Annotated in this window: 16 protein-coding genes; 10 read left to right on the top strand and 6 right to left on the bottom strand. The window is 41.6% G+C overall.

From position 1 onward, the window contains the following. Positions 1 to 5: 5 nt before the first annotated feature. Positions 6 to 1,142: an FUSC family protein gene (locus JMY09_RS00435; RefSeq protein ID WP_201621625.1), complete on the bottom strand. Its 1,137-nt coding sequence runs from the start codon at positions 1,140 to 1,142 to the stop codon at positions 6 to 8. 485 nt (positions 1,143 to 1,627) lie between these two features. On the opposite strand from JMY09_RS00435, the gene JMY09_RS00430 reads away from it, so the two are divergent. Then, complete coding sequence (locus JMY09_RS00430) at positions 1,628 to 3,448, top strand: acyl-CoA dehydrogenase C-terminal domain-containing protein (RefSeq protein WP_201621624.1); 1,821 nt, start codon at positions 1,628 to 1,630, stop codon at positions 3,446 to 3,448. A 243-nt stretch (positions 3,449 to 3,691) separates the two neighbouring features. After that, a complete protein-coding gene (locus JMY09_RS00425; protein ID WP_201621623.1) occupies positions 3,692 to 4,156 on the top strand; it encodes a hypothetical protein in 465 nt (154 codons plus the stop codon). 15 nt (positions 4,157 to 4,171) lie between these two features. Here the strand turns inward: JMY09_RS00425 and JMY09_RS00420 are convergent, their stop codons facing one another. Beyond that, the gene (locus JMY09_RS00420) at positions 4,172 to 4,546 is read right to left on the bottom strand and encodes a 5-carboxymethyl-2-hydroxymuconate Delta-isomerase (protein WP_201621622.1); all 375 of its coding nucleotides are present in this window, start codon (positions 4,544 to 4,546) and stop codon (positions 4,172 to 4,174) included. A gap of 35 nt (positions 4,547 to 4,581) precedes the next feature. Beyond that, positions 4,582 to 5,061, bottom strand: coding sequence for a Cys-tRNA(Pro) deacylase (gene ybaK, locus JMY09_RS00415; RefSeq protein ID WP_201621621.1), 480 nt, complete (start codon positions 5,059 to 5,061; stop codon positions 4,582 to 4,584). 251 nt (positions 5,062 to 5,312) lie between these two features. Between ybaK and plsB the strand changes: the two genes are divergently transcribed. Together plsB and JMY09_RS00405 are read left to right on the top strand one after the other, a co-directional pair. Next, positions 5,313 to 8,177 carry a glycerol-3-phosphate 1-O-acyltransferase PlsB gene (gene plsB / locus JMY09_RS00410; protein ID WP_201621620.1) on the top strand — a complete coding sequence of 955 codons (2,865 nt, stop codon included), beginning with the start codon at positions 5,313 to 5,315 and terminating at the stop codon, positions 8,175 to 8,177. A 174-nt stretch (positions 8,178 to 8,351) separates the two neighbouring features. After that, on the top strand, positions 8,352 to 9,758 hold the full coding sequence (locus tag JMY09_RS00405) for a hypothetical protein (RefSeq protein WP_201621619.1): 1,407 nt from the start codon (positions 8,352 to 8,354) through the stop codon (positions 9,756 to 9,758). A 102-nt stretch (positions 9,759 to 9,860) separates the two neighbouring features. Here JMY09_RS00405 and ettA read toward each other — a convergent pair whose 3' ends face one another. Then, positions 9,861 to 11,522, bottom strand: a complete 1,662-nt coding sequence (gene ettA, locus JMY09_RS00400) for an energy-dependent translational throttle protein EttA (protein ID WP_201621618.1) — start codon at positions 11,520 to 11,522, stop codon at positions 9,861 to 9,863. A gap of 552 nt (positions 11,523 to 12,074) precedes the next feature. Here ettA and JMY09_RS00395 point away from each other — a divergent pair. From JMY09_RS00395 to JMY09_RS00380, 4 genes are all read left to right on the top strand, one after another. Continuing rightward, the gene (locus JMY09_RS00395) at positions 12,075 to 13,397 is read left to right on the top strand and encodes a flavin reductase family protein (protein ID WP_227677083.1); all 1,323 of its coding nucleotides are present in this window, start codon (positions 12,075 to 12,077) and stop codon (positions 13,395 to 13,397) included. Positions 13,398 to 13,672: 275 nt separating this feature from the next. Next, positions 13,673 to 15,100: a fatty acid desaturase family protein gene (locus JMY09_RS00390; protein WP_201621617.1), complete on the top strand. Its 1,428-nt coding sequence runs from the start codon at positions 13,673 to 13,675 to the stop codon at positions 15,098 to 15,100. A gap of 201 nt (positions 15,101 to 15,301) precedes the next feature. Beyond that, positions 15,302 to 15,595, top strand: coding sequence for a GNAT family N-acetyltransferase (locus JMY09_RS00385; protein WP_201621616.1), 294 nt, complete (start codon positions 15,302 to 15,304; stop codon positions 15,593 to 15,595). A 354-nt stretch (positions 15,596 to 15,949) separates the two neighbouring features. Then, positions 15,950 to 16,243 carry a 4a-hydroxytetrahydrobiopterin dehydratase gene (locus tag JMY09_RS00380; protein ID WP_201621615.1) on the top strand — a complete coding sequence of 98 codons (294 nt, stop codon included), beginning with the start codon at positions 15,950 to 15,952 and terminating at the stop codon, positions 16,241 to 16,243. A gap of 119 nt (positions 16,244 to 16,362) precedes the next feature. On the opposite strand, the gene JMY09_RS00375 is transcribed toward JMY09_RS00380, so the two are convergent. After that, positions 16,363 to 16,518: a DUF1328 domain-containing protein gene (locus JMY09_RS00375; RefSeq protein ID WP_201621614.1), complete on the bottom strand. Its 156-nt coding sequence runs from the start codon at positions 16,516 to 16,518 to the stop codon at positions 16,363 to 16,365. 592 nt (positions 16,519 to 17,110) lie between these two features. Here JMY09_RS00375 and JMY09_RS00370 point away from each other — a divergent pair. Continuing rightward, a complete protein-coding gene (locus tag JMY09_RS00370; protein ID WP_201621613.1) occupies positions 17,111 to 18,475 on the top strand; it encodes a saccharopine dehydrogenase family protein in 1,365 nt (454 codons plus the stop codon). A gap of 447 nt (positions 18,476 to 18,922) precedes the next feature. Beyond that, positions 18,923 to 19,387, top strand: coding sequence for a hypothetical protein (locus JMY09_RS00365; protein ID WP_201621612.1), 465 nt, complete (start codon positions 18,923 to 18,925; stop codon positions 19,385 to 19,387). Positions 19,388 to 19,520: 133 nt separating this feature from the next. Here JMY09_RS00365 and JMY09_RS00360 read toward each other — a convergent pair whose 3' ends face one another. Continuing rightward, positions 19,521 to 22,103: a Tex family protein gene (locus JMY09_RS00360; RefSeq protein WP_201621611.1), complete on the bottom strand. Its 2,583-nt coding sequence runs from the start codon at positions 22,101 to 22,103 to the stop codon at positions 19,521 to 19,523. Positions 22,104 to 22,232: the final 129 nt, after the last annotated feature.

Genomic DNA, 22,232 nt, shown 5'->3' with positions numbered 1-22,232 from the left:
GGCATTTACGGCTTAGAGCCATAACGTATAAGCAGACGTTTTTCTAGCTTTCGCAAGGGTAAGCGCAGCTTAATCGAATGCATCATCAAGCCGCCAGTAAGACCTAACAGACAGCCGAGTGCTGTATCGAGCAAGCGGGCGCGCATAACTTCCTGATAAATTTGCTCGTTCAGCGCATTACCGCTACCGTACTCAGCAATAAATATAGTTAAAGGGGTGATAAAGATAACCGCCAGCCCATAATGACGATCGATTAAGGATTCAATACTCAACATCATCACTAGTATAGCGCAGGCCACTTGCCAGCCGCTCAAACCCCACGATAACATCCATCCTGCTAGCCCTACACCTATCAAAGTACCGAGCAGGCGATGAAACTGCTTTATCCAAATAGTACGAAGATGAATCCCTTGAATGATAATAAAGCAGCTCACTGCTGCCCAATAAGGGTTAGACATCTCCAGCAGCACTGCGATCAATAAAGTCAGACTAACAAAACTGGTCACTATAATACTTTCACTCAGTGTATCTGGCTCATAATTGTAGCTAGGTGCAGGTTGGCTAGGCCTTGTCGCTAGTAACAGTAATGAATAAAACAAAGCTATAATGATTGAAAAGACGCTACCAAACATCACTAGAGCTGTGGCTGGCAGCACTTTTGACAAAGGTATAGGTATAAATAAAGCAATAGCGCCAGCCATCATAATGAATAGCCCTGCTGGTGGCGGCTGGCGATAGTAGCGACCAAAAGCAATCACCGCAAAAGCCATCAGTGTAAATACGGGTAACCTAAGCCAAGGTAACTGCTGCGCTGTTGCTCCTAGCGCAAAACTTAACGACATCCCAAAGCCCCATGCCATCACAGTGACCAATCGATGTGGCAATGACCCGACTAACGGTAAGTTTAGGATAATCATAGCACCTAATGAGGCTTTAATACCTGAAGGCAAATCGCCAAAATAAGCCCCAACGAATACCGGAAAGCTGATAGCAATAGCCGCTACAATCGGCATATGCCAAGGTCTTTGACTTTTTTTAACGCTAAATAAATGCGCAATCTCACCTTTTATCAAAAACCTAAGCCTGATCAACACTTGTTGAAGCCAATACTTTAACTGATATATACGCGGCGCTGGACTCATAAAACGAAGTTCCTGTTGACTAGGGTTAGACAAACCCTAGTTAATTATTACTTATTGTTGATTAATTAACAGCTAAGCTATACTGATATCGATTGTCTCATATAAATTAATTTAATAACTTATATGATGATATATGAATATTAGTTATGTATCATATATTTATTACTCTATAACGCTTATAATAACGCCAATGTTGTACTAGATTAAGCCTTACAGTAGTCTTTAGTCTGCTGTGCCTCTAATCGCACATGGCAAAAAGCACCTTCCCCTAAGATTTATAGTAGACGGCTAAGATTAAACGCCTAGCCGTGATCACTGCTACTCTCTAGTGATAACTTATGGGTATATCCCATCACTCAACTCATAACCTGCTGATATAGCTAGTTATAGATATTTTTATAGTTATATTACTATTACATTTGGATATAACCACCTGATAAGCCCTAAATTTAATAATTTTGGCACATTAAATAGCGAGACTGACTATGTTAACTTACAAAGCACCTTTACGTGATATCAAGTTCTTAATTAATGATGTGTTTGACTACCAAACTCATTATAAAGATTTGGACAACGGCGCCAACGCGGATCCTGAAACTATTGATATGATTTTACAAGGCTTTGCTGACTTCGCTGAAAATGTCTTAGCACCTTTGTACCAGCCAGCTGACGCAGAAGGTTGTCATTTTGAGAACGGTGTTGTCACAACCCCTAAAGGCTTTAAAGAAGCATACGATCAGTTTGTAGACGGCGGTTGGCAAGGCATCTCGTACCCTGAGAAGTTCGGTGGTATGAACCTACCTATGTCAATCAACCTCATCAAGTCTGAAATGATGGGTACGGCGAACTGGCCTTGGGCGATGTATCCTGGTCTATCGACTGGTTGTATCAATACCATCATGCAATATGGTACTGATGAGCAAAAAGAAACCTATCTACATAAATTGGTTGAAGGCTCTTGGGCGGGTACTATGTGTTTGACTGAGCCCCAATGCGGTACTGACTTGGGCCAAGTCAAATCAAAAGCGATTCCACAAGAAGATGGTAGCTATAAGCTTAGCGGTACCAAAATCTTTATCTCTAGCGGTGAACACGATCTAACTGAAAACATCATTCATATCGTCTTAGCCCGCCTACCTAATGCACCAGAAGGCACGCGCGGTATCTCCTTATTTATCGTACCAAAATTCTTGCCAAATGCTGAAGGCGACATTGGCGAGCGTAATAGCATGAGCTGTGGTTCTATCGAGCACAAAATGGGTATTAACTCATCAGCCACTTGTGTACTGAACTTTGATGAAGCGGTTGGTTATTTGATTGGTGAGCCCAATAAAGGCCTAAAAGCTATGTTCACTTTTATGAACACTGCTCGTATCGGCACGGGTATCCAAGGCTTAGCACATACTGAACTATCTTTCCAAAATGCCCTACCTTATGCCAAAGATCGTCGCTCTATGCGCACTTTGTCAGGGGTTAAAGATCCTGAAAAAGTAGCCGATGCTATCATCCATCATGCCGATGTACGTCGCATGCTGTTGACTCAAAAAGCCTTTGCCGAAGGCGGTCGCTCAATGATTTATCATGCAGCACGCTATGCTGATAAGATGTCTCAAGGTATCGCTAATGGTGATGATGCTGAGTTTGAAAAGTGGGATGATAAGTTAGGCTTCTACACTCCTATACTAAAAGGCTTCTTAACTGAGCTAGGAATTGAGGCGGCCAAACACGGTCAGCAGATCTACGGTGGTCATGGCTATATTAAAGAATGGGGTATGGAGCTGATCGCTCGTGATGCCCGTATCGCCACTATGTACGAAGGCACAACTGGTATTCAAGCCCTAGACTTATTAGGCCGTAAAGTTATTTTACAGTCTAAAGGCAAGATCATCCGTGACTATACTTCTACTATCATTAGATGGTGTGGAGAGTACGCGCTTGATAAAGACATGCGTAAATTCGTTTGGGCATTGACTAAGCTATGTGCTGAGTGGAACACTCTAACCGTGCGTTTGATGTTGATCGCTCGTAAAGATCGTGAAATTATTTCAGCGGCCTCTGATGACTTCTTGATGTATTCAGGTTATGTGATGATGGGCTACCATTGGGCACGTATGGCGGCTGTCGCTTATGAGAAGTTAGAAAGCGGTGGTACGGAATCACCAGAATTCTATCAAGCCAAAATCCAAACCGCAGAATTCTATTTCGATAAAATCTTGCCACGTACTTCAGGTCATGCCGAAAGCATGGTTGCGCCAAGTGAAAGTATGACTGGGATGGATATCGAAAGCTTTGCTTTCCTAGACTAACATTAGCTTAAACTAGTTGCCGTTAACTGTAGTTGATGGCAATCAAAAAAAAGCGCTCAGTGATTGATCACTGGGCGCTTTTTTTTGGGCTATTTTTAGCTATTAATTTTTAGCTACTATAAGCTGCCCATATAAACACTAACGCACCTTAAAACGATCAACAGATAGGGCCTAACTTGCCACTATCAGTTCTCAAAGTAATATAATATAAGCTAATACTCTTGAATTTTATGAGCATCCGTTATGAATCTATTCATGAATAAAACCCTTATCCCTACTGCTGCTATTATTGCTTTAATGAGCATAAGTAGCGTACAAGCCCGCCCTAACAATAGTACTGCTAATAAGACCGATACCCCGATTCATTTTAACAAAAGCCAAGTAAGTACCATTATCACTGGCAAACTGAATCCTGATCAAAATGAGCATTGGTATCAATTCAATGCTACCGGTTTGCAGTATGCCTTGATTAATATTGCGCCACTCTCTGGTACCCCTGAGACTGCCAATGTTGGGGTATTACAGATGCCCAACGGTAAGCAAGATGGCACTAAGGGCGGTATCATCTATCAGGGCTGCCTACCAACAACAGGGCACTATCGACTACGTATCGCCCGCAACTTGATGGCTACTCAAGGCCGAACAGCAGGTTATACTGTTGAGGTTATTCTGCTACCGAAATATGCTAGTGAGTCGCTATGTAAATAGGTGTAGCTTGCTCCCTTAGCTACCCATAACTTTCTTATGATAAATAGGGCTAATCTCTTCTACTTCGACACATATCTGTAGGCTGGCACGACCTGATTGTTCTGGTGCTAGCTTTTGCTCTAAAGTTGCTACTAATAGCTGCGCTAACTGATTGCGAGTCTTATCATCACGTCCTGCCATCAGCTTTAGGTGGGCGTAAATAAAACCTTGCTGTTGCTCATCATCCTCCACGCCAACCAAAAAAGTCTTCACCGGTAGGACTCGGGCCTTAATGTCTCTGGCCTTGCCAAAATGTCCACTATCCCAAAGCGCTTGGTTAAGAGCTTTAAGTAAAGACTCTTCATGAGGAATGCTGACGTTCGGCGTCGCTTGAATGGTTAAATGAGGCATAGTTCTATCCTTGGAGTAAGTTTAAGATGAAGTGGCTATTTATCGGTAATATCTGTAATGTCTACAAAGCGCGCATCTAAAGTCTCCGCTAACTGCTGTGCGGTTAATTCGAGCTCTAAACCCCGACGACCAGCACTGACATAGATGGTTGGCTGTTGTTGTGCTAAGTGTTCTATAACGGTTACTAGACGCTTTTTTTGACCGAGTGGGCTGACCCCACCAAGCACATAACCAGTACTGCGCTCGACTTGCTTAGGATCAGCCATTTGTACTTTTTTGCAGCCGATAGCTTTAGCCATCTTTTTAAGATTGACTGTGCTATTGACTGGCACAATCGCTACGGCTAGCTTATTAGTTTCGGTCTGTACTACTAAGGTTTTATATACTTGCTCAGCAGCCACGCCTAATTTCTCAGCAGCTTCTAAGCCATAAGAGGTAGCTTGGCTATCATGACTATAATCATGAAGTTGGTAGTCGATATTGAGCTTTTTTGCCAGCTCGATAGCAGGGGTCATAGCGGCTCACTTAAAGAGTAATAGCAACAGGCTTAGACTAAAATAATCCAGCTAGCTTATATAGTAAGCAAAGATAGCCGACAGGTAAAGTAGTAGCTCCACCTTTGCGATAACTTGGATTTACTCAACGTGTAGTTAAGCTTTTGGCATCTACAAATAATAATACTAGTAGATACCGACACCATATATCGCTTTAACGACTTTTGTGGCATCATAAGCGCATTACATTTAACAAAGTTTGACTGCTGATTATGATACCCAGTTTTTTAAAAAACAAGTTTTTAACAGAGCGCGCTGCTAAGTCGTCTTCAACCAATACTGCTGACGGTAGTGATGATGTTGGCGGCGTTGATAGCCGTGCTGATGGCAATTTGGACAGTCAAAGAGTGCTAGTTAAGCCTGCTGCCAAAACCCCTATCAATCAGCTCTATCGTAAGCTATCTGGACAAATACTGGATGTAGCAGTCAAACCCAAACTGCTAGGTGAGTTACCTGAGTTCGCCGCTGAGGATCAAACCCTCACCTTTTATGTGCTGCAAGATTATTCCCGTTCCAACAGTATTCTCATCGATTTACAAACCCAAGAGCATAAGCTGCCGCCAGCTTTAGTTGGGGTAAAAGATAGTGTCCATCAAATAGATGAGAGTGCGGCTATCATATTTTTGCATCATCCAAAGGCTAAACAGGATCAAGTTTCACCGCGTTTAATGCGCTTGATTTCTGCTGCTCTTCAATACCCACAGTTACAGATTCGCTTAGTGCCAGTGTCTATTTTATGGGGGCGTGCGCCTGAAAAAGAGGACTCGCTGTTCAAATTGCTGATGACTGATAACTGGCAAGATCCTAGCATCACTAAGCAGCTCTTTAACATTGGGGTGATGGGCCGGGATACTTTTGTACAGTTCCATCCTTCACAAGATCTGCGTACCGTCGTTTATCATAATTTGTGCGAGGAAGAAGAGGACAACTCTGTAGCGACTAGCGTTACTGATGAGTTAAGCGCCAACTTGCATAACGATGATGTTGATCAAGAAGATCTACTGCCAAAAACAGCTGATAGTGATCGGTCAAATGCTCAGATTAGTAGCGAGATACTACAACCTTCACCGATGAATTCTTTAGTAGCTGCTGCTGATGCCAATCGTGAGGTGGCCCATACTATCCAGCAGCAGTTGAATGTCTATCTCGATAAGCAGCGCGCTAGTATGCTGGGACCCGACTTATCTGACAAACGTAATCTAGTCGATAAGCTCATCTACTCCCCAGCTATCAAACATGCTATAGAGACCGAATTCAAACAGTCGGGCACTAGTGTGCGTGAAGCGCATATCTTAGCCAAAAGCTATGCTAATGAGATGGTCAACGATTACTCTTATCCTATTATTCGAGTCTTTGATCGGTTTTTGACTTGGTTATGGACTCAGCTCTATGATGGCGTAGAAGTACACCATTTTGAGCGAGTGCGTGAGCTGGCAGCGGATTATGAGATCATCTATGTGCCTTGTCATCGCAGCCACGTCGATTATCTGCTGTTGTCTTATGTTATTTATAAGCGTGGACTGAGTATTCCTTACGTGGCGGCGGGCGACAATCTAGACGTGCCTGTATTAGGACCGTTATTACGCGGTGCAGTGGCTTTCTTTATCCGTCGTAGCTTCCGTGGTAATGCACTATATACTGCAGTATTGCGTGAATATATGCATACTTTAATCACTCGTAATACGCCGATTGAATACTTTATAGAAGGCGGACGTTCGCGCACAGGCCGCTTGTTGCCGCCGAAGATGGGCATGCTAGCGATGACGGTACATAGCCAATTACGCAAGACCAATAAGCCCGTAGTCTTTATTCCTACTTATATTGGTTATGAACGTATTATGGAAGGCGGTACTTATATTGGTGAGCTCAAGGGTAAGCCTAAAGAGTCGGAGTCGTTGATAGGGCTACTCAAAGTCACCCGTAAGATTGAACGGGTGTTTGGTAATGTGCATTTAAGCTTTGGTACACCATTACACTTAACTGACTTCATGCAGAAATTTGATGTTCCTGCTGAAAGCTTACCCGCTGATCGTACTGATACGCCATTGGATGCCAAAGCTACGGCTATGGTCGATAATATCGGCGTCAAGATCATGCAGCACATCAATAAAGCGGCGGTAGTCAATCCAATATCGCTGTTGTCATTAGTAGTATTATCAGCGCCAAAAGCGGCGCTAGATGAAAGTATTTGTCGCGAGCAGATTGCTCTATATCAGAGTATTGCTCGCCAGCAGCCTTATGATGAAGATACTATTATCACTGACATGAGTCCGCAACAGATTGTTGATTATGGTATCAAGCTCAAGCTTATTGAGCGTATACCACATATCTTAGGGGACATTATTCAGGTCGTTGATCGCCAAGCAGCGCTCCTTAGCTACTTCCGCAATAATATATTGCATGTGTTTATTTTACAGTCGTTCTTAGCAGCATTAGTGGCTCGTAATGGTCGTATCAAACGTCATCGTCTCGATGATATCGTAGCGCAGCTATATCCATTCCTGCAAAGCGAGTTGTTCTTGCATTACTCCGCTCACGGACTCAAAGATACGCTCAATGATAAGATAGACAATCTAATTGCGCATGACTTAATTGTTGAGTTGGGTGATGGCATACTCGGTATTCCTGAAGCCAATAGCAGTAGCTATCAACAGCTGACTGTATTGGCAACACCAGTCGAACACAGCCTTGAGCGGTACTTTATGACCCTTGCCTTATTAGCGCAACAAGGCTCAGGTAACTTGACTGCAGAAGAGGTCGTTGATCTATGCCATCTACTCGGTCAGCGTCTATCAGTACTCTATGCCGACGATATTCCTGACTTCTTTGATCGCTCGCTGTTTACCAGCTTCGTCAATGCGCTAAGTCGTTTGGACTATATCCAAACCGATAGTGAGACTGGCGTTCTAACTTTTGATGAGCGTATCAATAATATCGCTCATCATGCCAAGTATGTGCTTAGCACGGATATGATGCAGATCTTGCAACAAGTGGCGAGCCTAGATGAAGAAGAAATCGCCCATGCTATCACGGCTATTAGCAATAAAAAACAGCGTAAGTTTGGCCGTAAGCGCTAGCCGTTGAAGCGAGCTAGTCACCATAAGTATAAAAAAGGGCTTCTTTATGAAGTTCTTTTTTTTGGCAAAAATTTCTGTTACTATTAATGATCAGCATAAAGTAATACTAACCTGTATGCTGGTACTCAAAACTCATCTGACCCCTTGCCTGTCGTCATGCTACGACAGCTATATATGACTCTAGAATTTTATCAAGTAAACCGCCCTTTCTCTTTATCTAACATCACTCAACTTCTTTATTTTCATAGCCTAATTAATGTAGTGGCTATTAATTTACGATGCTCTAAATTTATAGTATCCCCTTATATCAATCCCAAGTCGCCTTATCGCACCCCACCTCACTCCGTGCCCCAGCTGCCTAGACACCTCAAGCAGCAAGCTATCTATAATGAGTTAGCAAACCTTGATACTCAGCAAGCCCAAAAGTTTTTGCTGAGCTACCAAAAGTTTAAACATCGTATTTATGGTAAACAAAACCCAACCGATTTTACCAACCCTTTTTATCAATGGGTTATTAAGCATAACCTTAATGCTCACAGTATTAGAAAAATTATCATCGATAATGATGTGAGCAATAACAGCTTTGAAACCTTACCTTTCTGGTCTCAAGAGCGTATGGGCCAAAGCCGAACCCTACTGCCAGATGGACGTATTATTCTAATTGCTGGTGAATATGAAGATTACTATGATGCAGATTTTTGTATTTATAATGAGGTTAGCGTTATAAATACCGATGGGATGATTAAGGTTTATAGTTATCCAAAAACTGTGTTTCCAGCGACTGACTTTCATACGGCTACTTTAGTTGGTACTGCAGATAAGCAGCATATCATCATCATTGGCTCATTAGGTTATACGGATAATCGCCTCTATAATCACACTCCTGTCTATCGCCTAAATATTCATGATTTTACGATTCAGCAAGTCGCCACTCGTAATAGTATGGGCTGGATTAATCATCATCATGCTAGACTACAAGATAACCGAATCATCATCACTGGTGGACAGTTATTGATCGATGACATAGCCCCACTCCTTGATAATATTGATATGTGGGTGCTGAATCTTACTACTTTGATTTGGAAAAACGTTACTCAACGTCATCGCAACTGGCAACGTTTCTATGTCAGACGGCAAGATGGCAATAGCTTAAATCTTTGGGAATATAAGCAGCTAGACCAGTATCTAAAGTCAGATAACACAGCTGAATCATCACAAGGTATAGCTTATATTAAGGATCAGATAGAATATTATTCAGCCGTTATTGAGCAATGCACTAATCAATCCGCTAATAGCTACCTTTATCATCAGTTACTGATACCCCCTCTTGATCATAGAACTTGTGCGCATGAAGAATTCAGTGCTAGTAGTAGTAGTAATGCTAGCGACAATGCTAATGGCTACGATCATGTTTTGTTTATTGATGAGATTAAAGTTGGCTATAAAACAGCTGACGACAGCTGCATCCAAGTGTTTATCGAAGGCAAATTGTCCGAAGATAAGCTAGAGCTACTACAACAGAATCTACGCCACAAGCTATCAAAGCTTGAGAACATGGCTTGTGAAGTAATAGATATTTAAACTGATTATTTTGATTATTCGCCACTCAAAAAAAAGACCACTAATGAATTAGTGGTCTTTTTTTATCATAATATAATGCTATAAGGCTGAAAATTTGCTCATTTAGTTAGTAATTTTCTTATATTTTGCACGCTTAGGACCTGCATCATCGCCCATAGTCTTTTTACGATAAGTCTCAAATTCAGAGTAGTTACCATCGAACCAAATTGGCGCTTCATCTTCAAAGGCTAGAATATGCGTAGCAATACGGTCAAGGAACCAGCGATCATGCGATACTACCATGACCGTACCTGGGAACACTTGAATAGCATCCTCAAGCGCACGTAAAGTCTCGATATCCAAATCGTTAGAGGGCTCATCAAGTAATAAAACGTTCGCGCCTTGCTTCAAGGTTTTCGCTAACTGTAGACGGTTACGCTCACCACCAGATAACTGACCAACATGCTTCTGCTGATCTGATCCTTTAAAGTTAAAGCGGCCGATATAAGCACGACTTGGCGTTGTGTAATCGCCAACCGTAATGATATCTAAACCGTCAGAGATTTCTTCCCAAACCGTTTTAGTATCGTCTAAGTTATCACGAACCTGACCGACATAAGCGACGCTAACACTTTCACCTAAATCGACAGAACCCGTATCTGGCTTATCGCGATCGGTAATCATGTTGAATAGCGTGGTTTTACCGGCACCATTAGGACCAATGATACCGACGATAGCACCCGCTGGCACGTTAAAGCTCAAGTCTTTATAAAGCAAACGGTCGCCAAATGATTTGGAGATATTGTTCACTTCGATGACTTTATTACCTAAACGTGGACCTGGTGGAATATAAATCTCAGAGGTCTCATTACGCTTTTGAAACTCTTGTGAGTTTAATTCCTCAAAACGTTGTACCCGAGATTTAGACTTAGCTTGTTGGCCTTTTTGATTCTTACGAATCCACTCAAGCTCTTTTTTCAGCGCTTTAGCAAATGACTCTTCTTGCTTATTCTGCTGCTCTAAACGAGTGTTCTTTTGCTCTAGCCACTCAGTATAGTTACCTTCATACGGATAGCCATGGCCACGATCCAGCTCCAATATCCACTGGGCAACGTTATCTAAGAAATAACGGTCATGGGTAATAGCGACGATAGTACCGCTATAATTCTGCAAGAACTGCTCAAGCCATGCGACTGATTCAGCGTCTAAATGGTTAGTTGGTTCATCTAGGAGTAGCATATCAGGGCGTGACAATAGCAAACGACATAACGCTACACGACGTTTCTCACCACCAGACAGTTTGCTAACGTCAGCATCCCATGGTGGCAGACGTAGAGCGTCGGCGGCTTTTTCTAATTGGTTATTTAAGTTATGGGCATCCCAAGACTGAATGATATCTTCCATCTTGCCTTGTTCTTCAGCAAGCTTATCGAAGTCAGCATCAGGTTCAGCATACTCGGCATAGATAGCATCTAAACGTGCTAGCGCATCTAGAGGTTCACGCATACCATCTTCGACATTACCACGGACATCTTTGCTGTCATCTAACTGCGGTTCTTGTGGTAAATAGCCAATTTTGGTGCCCGTTTGCGCACGTGCTTCACCGCTAAACTCGGTATCTACGCCAGCCATAATGCGTAGCAAAGTTGATTTACCTGAACCATTAATACCTAAGACCCCAATTTTGGCACCAGGGAAAAATGATAGGTTGATGTTTTTTAAAATCTCACGCTTAGGCGGAACAAGTTTTGACACGTTGTTCATCGTGTAAATATATTGAGCCATTAACACTCCGATGGACTGCATAGAAAGGATTAGCGAACGCATTGTTAAAAAACAAGGCGACTGCGTTGGCTGCCCCTCAAAATTAGGATTACAAGTTGTCCTTCATTATCGCATTGTGGCGCATAGGCTGCAAGCTGACAGCTAGTTTTCCGGCAGGTTTACTGGCTTTTTACTAAAAAGCTGGTGATTTTTACCCAATACCTTGTTATTACGAGCTATTTAAAATTATTAGCAGCTAGTTAAAAGTTTATTATCGATATTGACAAGCTATTATGCTTGCTATACTTTTGCCTATATCGTTAAACAATACCCTCAGATGTAGCATAAAATAGCAGCAAAGCTCACGCACTATTAATCAATGCCCTTTACTATTAATAGTTACTATATTAGCTTACCAAAAAATTAGCTTACCAGAAAACCCCTCTTTAACCGCTATAATCAAAGGTAGCTTTTATGCATTGGTTTTTATGCAGTAGTTTTTAAGAAGTGGTTAGTTATATCAGTTATCAATAACTAATGATAAAAGCTTACTTTAATTGTCTAGTTATCATTATGTCATCACAAAAAGGTAGTATATCTATGGCCTCCGGCTATCGTCCTGAAATTATCCAAAGTGCCTTTGTCGATTTTATCGGCTCACGCTTGCAGCCGTTTTGGTCATTGACTGTGCCTAAGTTGCGTTTAGTGGCTAGGCATCAGCTTAGTGAAGAATTGATAGCCTTACAGTTCGAGGTCAATCGTGCTTTTAAGCAACGAGCTTTTGATAGCTATGGCGGTTGGCAGGGGGGCCAATATATCAATTTGACTGTGGTTATCGATGGTATCTATCATCAACGTAGCTATTCGTTAGTAGGTCTACCGCAACAGACTTTATGGTGGTCTGAGCTTGGTCATTCTAAGTCTGCTATCAAGAACCTTGGAAGCCAGCGCCATACCGTTACTATTGCCCTTAAACCACAAGGCTTAGTGTCAGATTATCTGACCCGACACGCTGCCATTGGTACTATATTTCCTAGTAGCGTACCTAGTGGCAACTTCACTCTACAGCAGACTATTTTAAGCAGTCAGGCTCGCCTATCTGATGACCAACCGACGCTTGCAAAGCTAACTTTTAATAGCCAGACACCGCTGCTACTTATAGCTGGTGGTAGCGGTATTACTCCAATGCTAGGGCTAATCAAACAAGCACTGCAGCATCAGCGCCCAGTGACCTTAGTACATTATAATCGTGGTTCAGTACTACAGAGCTATTGGCAGCTATTAGCAGCCGAGCATGCTAGTTTTAATTATTATCTAATCAATACTGAAGACCCAGCTAGTTATTTAGGGGATAGCCGTCATCTACAAGCTAGTAGCTTATTGGCTCTAAACTTACCCTTACTTGCAACCCAAATATTTGCTTGTGGTGCCCCAGCTTTGCTAGCGGGTTTGTATAAGGCAGTAGACGAAATAGACGCAGGCTTAAAGCTATCAGAGGATTTAAATTTATTAGGGGATTTACAGTCAGTCGCGAAGAGTAAGCTGGAGCCAAGGCACTCATTGCGTGACAATATAATTATAGAACGCTTCGGGAGCGACTTAGCGCCACAAGCAGTGGAGGCTATGGGTAAGCAGTCTAATATCCAAACCCATACGGTGTATTTACGCAGCCGACAGCAGCAATTTAGTAGTGACAGCACTTTGTTACTGGCGGCAGAACAAGCAGGTATTCGTTTAAATTATGGCTGCCGGCAAGGTATTTGCCAACTGTGTCGCTGTAATAAGGTCAGCGGAGTAGTCAAAAATATCCAAACAGGCAAACTAAGTGGTGACGGTTATGACTCAATTCAAACCTGCCTTAGCGTGGCGATGAGTGATGTGGTACTAGACCTGTAAACCTTAGTAAGTCGCTAGCATTATTCTCAATCCGTGCTTTTATTGAGTAAAACAGGTATTGGCTGGGATAAAAGCATGCCATTTTGACCGCTGTTATTGATTAGCTCAATTGTATAATTGCTACTGAGAAATTAGAAAAACTAACCAAAAATACAGCAAGTTATACTAGATTCAAACAGACTAAAGCCAAGCTGTATTATATGCTGAAGGACATCTGATTTACTCTACTGTTGCTGTCACTGCTAACCATTAGCAGTTTTGGCTGAGGATTGTTAATGCGTCTATTACCGCCTATATCCACCGCACATTCTGCTGTTCCTGTGTTGACTGACCCATTAGCTAGCAGTCATAAAGAGCAGGGTGTGCGCAGCAATAATGTTGTCAAAAAAGACTTCAAGGTAGCAGAAGATCGAGCAAAGTTGGCTAAAAGCTCGCTCTATCCTACTGTTACACAAACGCCATTATCAAAAGCGCAAACCGAAGCCTTAGCAGTAGAGTTAAATACTCTTTATAACCAAGTTATGGACTCTTTAGGTGTCAGTGACACGCGCTATATTCAGCGGGTTTACGCAACCGTAGTGTGTAGTGAAATCGCAGCACGTGCTCTACTTGCAATCGCAGGACGTCTAGCAACCAAACGTGCTCAACTGGCGATATGGCTGTTAGGTACTTCGATGCTTAGCTTTAGCAAAATCTTAAATAATATGGAGCTTGGCCATAATGTTATGCACGGTCAGTATGATTGGATGCAGCATCCGCATCTAAACAGTCAAAAATTCGACTGGGATATTGTCTGCCCTGCTCCTTTATGGCAGCACTCGCATAACTACTTACATCATACTTTTACTAACATAGTGGGCCGTGATCACGACGTTGGCTATCACTTGATTCGAGTAACTGCGGAACAGCCGTGGACACCAGAAGATCGCTACAACCCGCTAAAAACTTTGATTCTAGCTTTAGGGTTTGAGTGGGCAGTGGCCTTCCATGACATTCAAATTAGTGTTGATGAATACGCAGACGCCGCAGATAAGCAGCAGATATTACAGCAGAAATCACGCGCTCTGTGGGCTAAAATAGCTCGGCAAGTAGCTAAAGACTATCTAGTATTGCCAGCTACTGTAGGCTTAGCTGTGGGTAGTCGCAGTGCGCTTAGTACGCTAACAGGCAATGCTATTGCTAACATAGTGCGTAACTTATGGACTTGGGCCATTATATTCTGTGGTCATTTCACGGATCAGGCCCATATCTATACTCATCTTGCTGAAAATGAGAGTAAAGGCGACTGGTATGTTAGGCAGATTCTAGGATCAAGTAATATAGAGGGTAGTAAATTATTTCATATTTTATCCGGTAATCTATCACATCAGATTGAGCATCACATCTTCCCAGATATGCCCGCCAATCGTTACGCTAGTATCGTGCCCCAAGTGCAAGCTATCTGCCGTGATTATAATCTGTCTTACAATACTGGTAATTTTGGCAGTCAGTTTAAACAAGTCCTGAAGCGCATTTATCACTTTAGTAAGCCTAGTGTTGATGAACTAGCCGCTTATAATCAAGCACAAACGCTAGCGGATGCGGCTACTGATAAAGTGATGGAAAAACAGCAGCGAATTTCTGACCCAGTCACAGGCTTTAAGAGATATCTGCCGCAAGTAGTACGCCAAGCCTTATTTTATGCTCGCAACATGGACACTTAGTAACTATTTAGCTATCTGCTATTACTTTAAGACACGTTAAGCTACTAGTAACTCAGCTAAGTAAATTTAATAATAGCTTTAACTGCTATGCTTTTTATTACTATGTTTTTGACTAATAGGCTTTTAACCAATAAGCTATAAACTTGTACTATTTAGACTAGTAGCGAAAAATAAATCCTAATGATAATTACAGGAGTTTTTATGAACCAAGCCTCTACAGACCCCATAGCTATTACTCATAACGAGCAGGCCAAGCGTTTTGAAACTGTAGTAGAGGGGCAAGTTGGTTATATAAGTTATCAGCAGCGCGATGATACTTTAATCTATGATCATACTATCGTGCCACAGTCCTTAGGCGGTAAAGGCGTAGGATCTGCTTTAGTGAAGCATGCGCTAAATTATGCCCGTGATAATGATAAAAAAGTGCTTCCACAATGCTCATTTGTGGCCTCATATATTGATAAGCACCCTGAGTATCAACACCTTGTTAGCTAAGCACAGACAAGTAGAACAAAGGCCTAGCCTTGCTAAGCAACAATTAACTATTAGTAGTACTAGCATTTATTGCTAACTCTGCTACTATTCGAGCTTATGATGACAGCTATAACGGTTTAACCGTTGCAATACCTGCCCATATTTTGCTACCTTTATTACTATATTTTATAGTTTAATCGCTAGATTATAGTAGGAAGCTGCAGAATATAGGTAGGTTTTTTGCACCTTATATACTATAAAATAACTGCTCAGTTACCCTAGATCCAAAGCGCTCAACAACAGCGTTCAGCATCTTAACCAGCCATTGGCCTTACAGTGCCAGCTTACTTTTACCTAATAATAAAGGATATTGCTATGAGTAGTTTATCTAACCAACAAGTCGACTTGCAGCTAGAAGATTTGGCCGGCTGGCAACGTGACGGTAATAGTATTGTTAAGACTTATAACTTTAGTGATTTTATTGAAGCTATGAGTTTTATGAATCAAGCGGCTTTTTATGCAGAAGCATTGGAGCATCATCCTGAATGGCATAATACTTATAACGTAGTTGATGTACGTTTGACTACTCACGATACTGGTGGTATTACTAGTCTCGATATCCGTTTGGCCAAACGCATGGAATATATTATTCAGCCTAAACGTCTGTAACTACTTTTAGCTATATTATTTAGTAGCCCAGTAATACTCATCTTGATTAAACACAAAAAATTAAACGCAAAAAAAAGTCCTCAATTGAGGGCTTTTTTCTTTTTGTCAATTACTGCCGATTACACTTTGCGACCAATAAAGGCCACGATGAACAGAATTACGGCAACAACTAAGAAGATATAAGCCAAGTTAGATGATAAACCGGCAACTCCACCGAAGCCTAACAAACTTGCTATCAGTGCGATGACTGCAAAAATAATAGCCCAACGAAACATAATCGTTCTCCTCATATAAAACGCAAAAGATAAACATCAACACAGCTCTCAAATAGCTAAAAATTCACTACTATCCGTTTTCTAATTGGCTATTTATTCAAATATACTTAACGCCATTTAGAAAACTACTATGTTTAATGCTCAATATTGTTATTAACTTTGTTGTTATTAACTTAACAGAAGAGTAGCAACATTTATTAGCTTAATACGTTCATTTTGGTATTCTTCACGCTATATTGTGTAACCTGTGTAGCGATAATGCCATATTTGTAGCAAATATATCACATTAAGTGATTTTACTTGGTTTTTAGGAGATTATATGTCTACATATTTTTGCTTAACTAGTTTTATTCACTAAATACCATTCAATCAGTCTAGGCAGTGATGCTTGTACAAGCTTGTAGAACGATTAATACAAAATCTTAGTTATGAAGCTATTTAATTAATCGTCTATAGCAACGATTACAAGCCACAGTTACGTAGCATTCAGCTATAAAAATCATTATAACCATCTGCATTTATAAAGTGCTGTCATCGACATTTTATGGTTATTTTAAATAAGCCTTCTAATTAGTTGTAAAGGGAAATAATTATGAACCATGATACTAATTCTAGCCAAGATACCGCAAATCAGTCTACGCAAAATACTACCCAGCAGACGGAGGCAGCGTCTAACACTGCACAGCGCGCTTATTCTATTGTCCTCTATGGCGCTACTAGCTTTGTTGGACAAATCACCGCTCACTACTTAGCAAAATTTTTAACTGAGCAGCAAGCTGATAACGCCAATCAATCAAAGCCGATCTCTTGGGCGTTAGCTGGACGTGATCAGCAAAAGCTAGAAACTCTACAGACTGAAATCAATAGATTGCAGCAAGCCCAAGGCACGAAAATTGATAAGGTCGATATAATCATGGCTAACAGTGACGACCAAGCTAGCCTTGACGCTATGACTAAACAGACACAAGTGGTTATCTCAACAGTCGGTCCTTATCTAAAATACGGCGAACCCCTAATCAAATCTTGCGCTGAAAATGGTACTGATTATGTTGATCTCACTGGCGAAGCTATCTTTATCAAAGATATGTTAGATAAGTATCAACAGACAGCCAAGCAAAGTGGCGCGCGCATCATCAATTCTTGTGGCTTTGATTCTATACCTTCTGATTTAGGCGTCTACTTCACTCAGCAGCATGCTGAAGCTAAATTTGGTCAAGCTTGTCAAAGCATCAATATGCGGGTAAAAGCAGCTAAAGGTGGCTTATCTGGTGGTACTATTGCCTCTATGGCCACTATCTTTGAAGAGGTAGGCCAAGATAAAGCGCGTCGTAAACAAGTTGCTAACCCTTACCTATTGAACGATGACAAAGATGCGCCTAGTGTACGCCAAGACAATGTTGGCAAGCCTGAATACGATAGCGAGCATAAACGCTGGCTAGCTCCTTTTGTGATGGCCAGTATCAATACTCGTATCGTTCATCGTAGTAACCAGCTGTTAAGCTATCAGTATGGGCATGACTTTAAATACGATGAAGCTATGTGGATGCAAGATGGTATCAAAGGTAAATTGATGAGTTATGGTTTAAGCGCCGGTTTATTAGGATTTGCGACAGCGATGATGTTTAAGCCAAGTCGTGAGTTGCTATCGAAGCATGTGTTACCTAAATCAGGCTCAGGTCCTTCTAAATCAGAACAAGATGAAGGCTTTTTTGATATTAGGTTTTTTGGAAAAACCTCTAACAGCGATACTATTAGCACTAAAGTAACTGGTGACCGAGATCCTGGCTACGGCAGTACTTCACGCATGCTAGCGCAATCGGCTTTATGCTTAGCGCAAGATATCAGTAAAGAAGAAGTGGAAGGTGGCTTTTGGACACCTGCTTCAGCAATGGGCGACAAGTTACTTGAGCGTTTAGAGAAACACGCGGGTTTAAGCTTTGATGTGATTGATAGCTAAACCTATAGCTCAAAAAGCTGTTTAGGAACTAGTGATTAGTAGACTTAAAATAACCGCATTTTGCTCACAAGATGCGGTTTTTACCTAACAATAACACTACAATAATTGCACGATATCACTTATTAGTAGGAGCCTGTTAGATTTTACATCGATGTACCACTGAATGGTTGGTATTTAAATTGTTATTATTGCGCCTAGTGTTTGCGCTGTTTTTTATATTTATAGACAACGTTGTGTACTGACCAATATTTTTATACCAATCAGTCATGATAGTCACCAATTGATTATCATGATTTTATTTTCTCTATAGGTTATATATTAGTTATTTTAAATATATATATTCTGTATTCTAAATAGAAATTCGTTATATTAAGCCGTACTTAATTAGAGTTATTTGTACGACTATTCTAACTGACATTATAAAATTATAAATTGAGGATTAAATAAATGAAAAACCATAACCTAGCTTTATCATTATTGATTGGTGCTGCACTTACTATCCCAACATTGGCAATGGCAGCTCCAGCTAATACTAAAGCCGCTAACAAGACAACGGCCACCGCTGAGATGGCTGTTGCCAGCACAGACAATCAGAACGATGCAAATACTTCTAAAACCAGTAAAATCGCTCCGCTTACTATTAGCGAAACTAAAACTGTTTCACGTGCACGTGCCAATAGTAGTGATGGTCAACAGCCAATGACTACTGAGATAAAAGCGCCAAACGGTCAACAGCCGATGACTACAGAGATAAAAGCAGCGAACGGTCAGCAACCGATGACTACGGAAATAAAAGCACCAGCAGAAGCTCTACAAAATTCAGAATTACAAACCACTGAAATAATATCTGAAGATCCTGTGCTAGAGGCACCAGAAGACTTAGCAGAAGCTTCAGAAGAAGACGATTTATAAATCAACACCTAGTCAACTTTGCTAACGCAATTATTGCTTGGTCTAGCGTTAGCAAAAAATAAAATTGATAGAGTTGAGAACATAAAAAAAGGCAGCCCTCAGGCTGCCTTTTTTATACTTTAATAAACCCTAATTACTTTTTAGCTTTAGTCACACCAGCTTCTTGTAGCAAAGCACCAAAAGTACCCATCTTGCTAGGAGCTTCTGCTTTACTAGGCTTGCTGCTGCTAGGATTAGCGCTACTAGTGTTAGTGGTACTACGCTTATCATTTCGATCAGTACGTGGCCCACGTGGTTTTGCAGAGCGCTTATCGTCAGACGCTGGGCGTTTGGCTTGTGGACGGCTAGTTTTACGCTCAGCACTGCTATTAGCGTTTTGAGTGCTGTCATTAGCGCCTTTGCTATCAGTATTAGCTGAGACCTTATTAGCGTTGCGAGCTGGTTTTTCAGCTTCAGGTTTCATACTAAAACCGATACGGCCACGCTTTTCGTCAATAGAGATCACCCGAACAGAGATAATATCGCCTGGCTTCACTCGGTTCATAGGGTCAGCAACAAAGTCATTAGCCATCTGAGAGATATGCACTAAGCCATCTTGATGAACACCGACATCGACGAAGCAACCAAATGCTGTAACGTTAGTAACTACGCCTTCAAGCGTCATGCCTTCAGACAAATCCTTGATACTGTTGACGTCATCACGGAAAGTGGCCGTTTTAAACTCAGGACGTGGATCACGGGCAGGTTTTGCCAACTCTTGGATAATAGCGCTAATACTAATGTTGTCATCATTAGCAGCAATAGCCGTGATGTCAATGCTATTTAGCACACCGTCATTACCAATAATATCCGCTAAATCTTTACCAGTTTGACTCAATAATGCCGCTACTAACTGATAGCTTTCTGGATGTACACCAGTCGCATCTAGAGGATTAGTACCATCATTGATACGCAAGAATCCTGCCGCTTGTTCAAAAGTCTTCGTACCTAAACGTGGTACATTTTTTAGATCTTCACGACTGACAAAAGCACCATGTTCAGAGCGATAAGTAATGATCTGCTGCGCAACATTCTTATTCAAACCAGCAATATGAGTCAAGATTGCAGGACTAGCCGTATTAACGTCAACCCCAACCGCGTTCACGCTATCTTGAGTAACTTTATCAAGACTATCGGCAAGCTGGTTTTGGTTAACGTCATGCTGATATTGACCGACACCAATAGCTTTTGGATCGACTTTTACTAACTCAGATAAAGGGTCTTGCAAGCGACGAGCGATTGAAACTGCGCCACGCACTGATACATCTAAGTTGGCCAACTCATCACTAGCCAGCTCACTGGCTGAATAAACCGAAGCACCTGACTCATTGACGATGACCGCTTTGGCATGTAACGCCTCATTAGCGGCTAGGATCTCTTTAATCATAGCGTCGGTTTCGCGACTCGCTGTACCATTACCGATAGCTACTAAGTCAACATTATAAGTAGCCAATAGCTTATCAATAACAGTTTTGGCTTCATCCATCTTATTATCAGGAGCAAAAGGATAAACCGTGGCAATCACTGGCTTGTCGCTACTATCCAACATCACGTGACCTTGGCTATCAATAATAGCCATTTTGACCCCATGACGAATACCGGGATCGACCCCTAAGATAACTTTGCGACCCGCTGGAGCTGACATCAATAAATGCTGTAGGTTGCTAGCGAAAACTTCAATAGCATCGGCTTCTGCATTTAGACGCTTTTCAGTCAATAAGCGATGTTCAATATGCGGACGCCATTTTTCTTTCCACAAGCTATTAGCGGCTTCTACTAGAAACTGGTGACGGGCTGCTGGAGCTTTACCATCAATTTCAAAATGCTTAATTATTTTATCAATAAAAGGTGCATCTTCGCCTTCTATTTTTAGACCTAAGACGTTTTCTTGGCGACCGCGTAGCATAGCTAATAGGCGATGATTAGGCAGGCGTGCAAGGCTCTCACTATGCTCAAAGTAGTCTTTGAACTTTTCACCTACTTCACGCTTATCATCACTAGCAACGGCTGATACGATACTAGCTGTCTTGGCAAAGCCATTACGTAAGCTATCCAATAAGCCTAATTCTTGCGTCCATTCATCAACGATGATGGCTTGTACCCCTGCCAACTGCTTATCTAAGTCTGCAAAATCAACTTCAATCTCGTTACCACTGTCATCAGTGATAGTAGCTGGTGCTTGATAATCCGCTAACGCATCTTCTGGAGTAATCTCTGTGGCTAATACTGCTTGAGCTGCGTTATCTAAACCGGCAGCACGTGCTTTAGCAGCTGGTGAGCGGCGACGTGGACGGTAGGGTAAGTAGATATCCTCTAGCTCTAGCTTAGAAGTGGCATTATCGATACGCTTTTGCAGCTCATCGGTAAGATTACCTTGAGTGCTGAGTAACTCAGTAATCTTCAGTCGGCGCGTGGCCATGTCACGTTCATAATTGAGCGACTTCTCTAGCGCACGTAGCTGCACATCATCGAGATTTTGAGTTTTCTCTTTGCGATAGCGAGCAATGAAGGGAACGGTGTCCCCTTCATCATAAAGTTTGACAAACGCTTTAACTTGAGCAGTCTTAATGCCAAGCGCGCGAGCAAGCTTGTCGTGAATATTCGCGTGTGTGGTTGCATCTAAGCCCTGTGCATTTGTCGGGGCTAGTGATGACGTTAAGGTATCAGTGCTACTCATATACATATCAATCGTTAAGAAATGGTGTTTGGCATTATAGCAAAAGCTGCATAAATAAAAATTCTTTTTATTTTTTCGTTGCTTATAAGTATTTTTAGGGGATAAAAGGCAATATAGTAGTTGTTATCT

Source organism: Psychrobacter urativorans (assembly GCF_904846695.1).
Lineage (GTDB): Bacteria > Pseudomonadota > Gammaproteobacteria > Pseudomonadales > Moraxellaceae > Psychrobacter > Psychrobacter urativorans.
The sequence above is the reverse complement of the archived record's forward strand: the minus strand, read 5'-3'. Positions and strand labels throughout refer to the sequence as shown.

What these genes read in the sequence shown, in the direction of transcription:
- JMY09_RS00360 (WP_201621611.1), bottom strand. Translation starts at nt 22,103, where the DNA reads ATGAGTAGCACTGATACCTTAACGTCATCACTAGCCCCGACAAATGCA.
- JMY09_RS00420 (WP_201621622.1), bottom strand. Translation starts at nt 4,546, where the DNA reads ATGCCTCATTTAACCATTCAAGCGACGCCGAACGTCAGCATTCCTCAT.
- JMY09_RS00405 (WP_201621619.1), top strand. Translation starts at nt 8,352, where the DNA reads ATGACTCTAGAATTTTATCAAGTAAACCGCCCTTTCTCTTTATCTAAC.
- JMY09_RS00395 (WP_227677083.1), top strand. Translation starts at nt 12,075, where the DNA reads ATGTCATCACAAAAAGGTAGTATATCTATGGCCTCCGGCTATCGTCCT.
- ettA (WP_201621618.1), bottom strand. Translation starts at nt 11,522, where the DNA reads ATGGCTCAATATATTTACACGATGAACAACGTGTCAAAACTTGTTCCG.
- JMY09_RS00365 (WP_201621612.1), top strand. Translation starts at nt 18,923, where the DNA reads ATGAAAAACCATAACCTAGCTTTATCATTATTGATTGGTGCTGCACTT.
- ybaK (WP_201621621.1), bottom strand. Translation starts at nt 5,061, where the DNA reads ATGACCCCTGCTATCGAGCTGGCAAAAAAGCTCAATATCGACTACCAA.
- JMY09_RS00385 (WP_201621616.1), top strand. Translation starts at nt 15,302, where the DNA reads ATGAACCAAGCCTCTACAGACCCCATAGCTATTACTCATAACGAGCAG.
- JMY09_RS00430 (WP_201621624.1), top strand. Translation starts at nt 1,628, where the DNA reads ATGTTAACTTACAAAGCACCTTTACGTGATATCAAGTTCTTAATTAAT.
- plsB (WP_201621620.1), top strand. Translation starts at nt 5,313, where the DNA reads ATGATACCCAGTTTTTTAAAAAACAAGTTTTTAACAGAGCGCGCTGCT.
- JMY09_RS00390 (WP_201621617.1), top strand. Translation starts at nt 13,673, where the DNA reads ATGCGTCTATTACCGCCTATATCCACCGCACATTCTGCTGTTCCTGTG.
- JMY09_RS00375 (WP_201621614.1), bottom strand. Translation starts at nt 16,518, where the DNA reads ATGTTTCGTTGGGCTATTATTTTTGCAGTCATCGCACTGATAGCAAGT.
- JMY09_RS00380 (WP_201621615.1), top strand. Translation starts at nt 15,950, where the DNA reads ATGAGTAGTTTATCTAACCAACAAGTCGACTTGCAGCTAGAAGATTTG.
- JMY09_RS00370 (WP_201621613.1), top strand. Translation starts at nt 17,111, where the DNA reads ATGAACCATGATACTAATTCTAGCCAAGATACCGCAAATCAGTCTACG.
- JMY09_RS00425 (WP_201621623.1), top strand. Translation starts at nt 3,692, where the DNA reads ATGAATCTATTCATGAATAAAACCCTTATCCCTACTGCTGCTATTATT.
- JMY09_RS00435 (WP_201621625.1), bottom strand. Translation starts at nt 1,142, where the DNA reads ATGAGTCCAGCGCCGCGTATATATCAGTTAAAGTATTGGCTTCAACAA.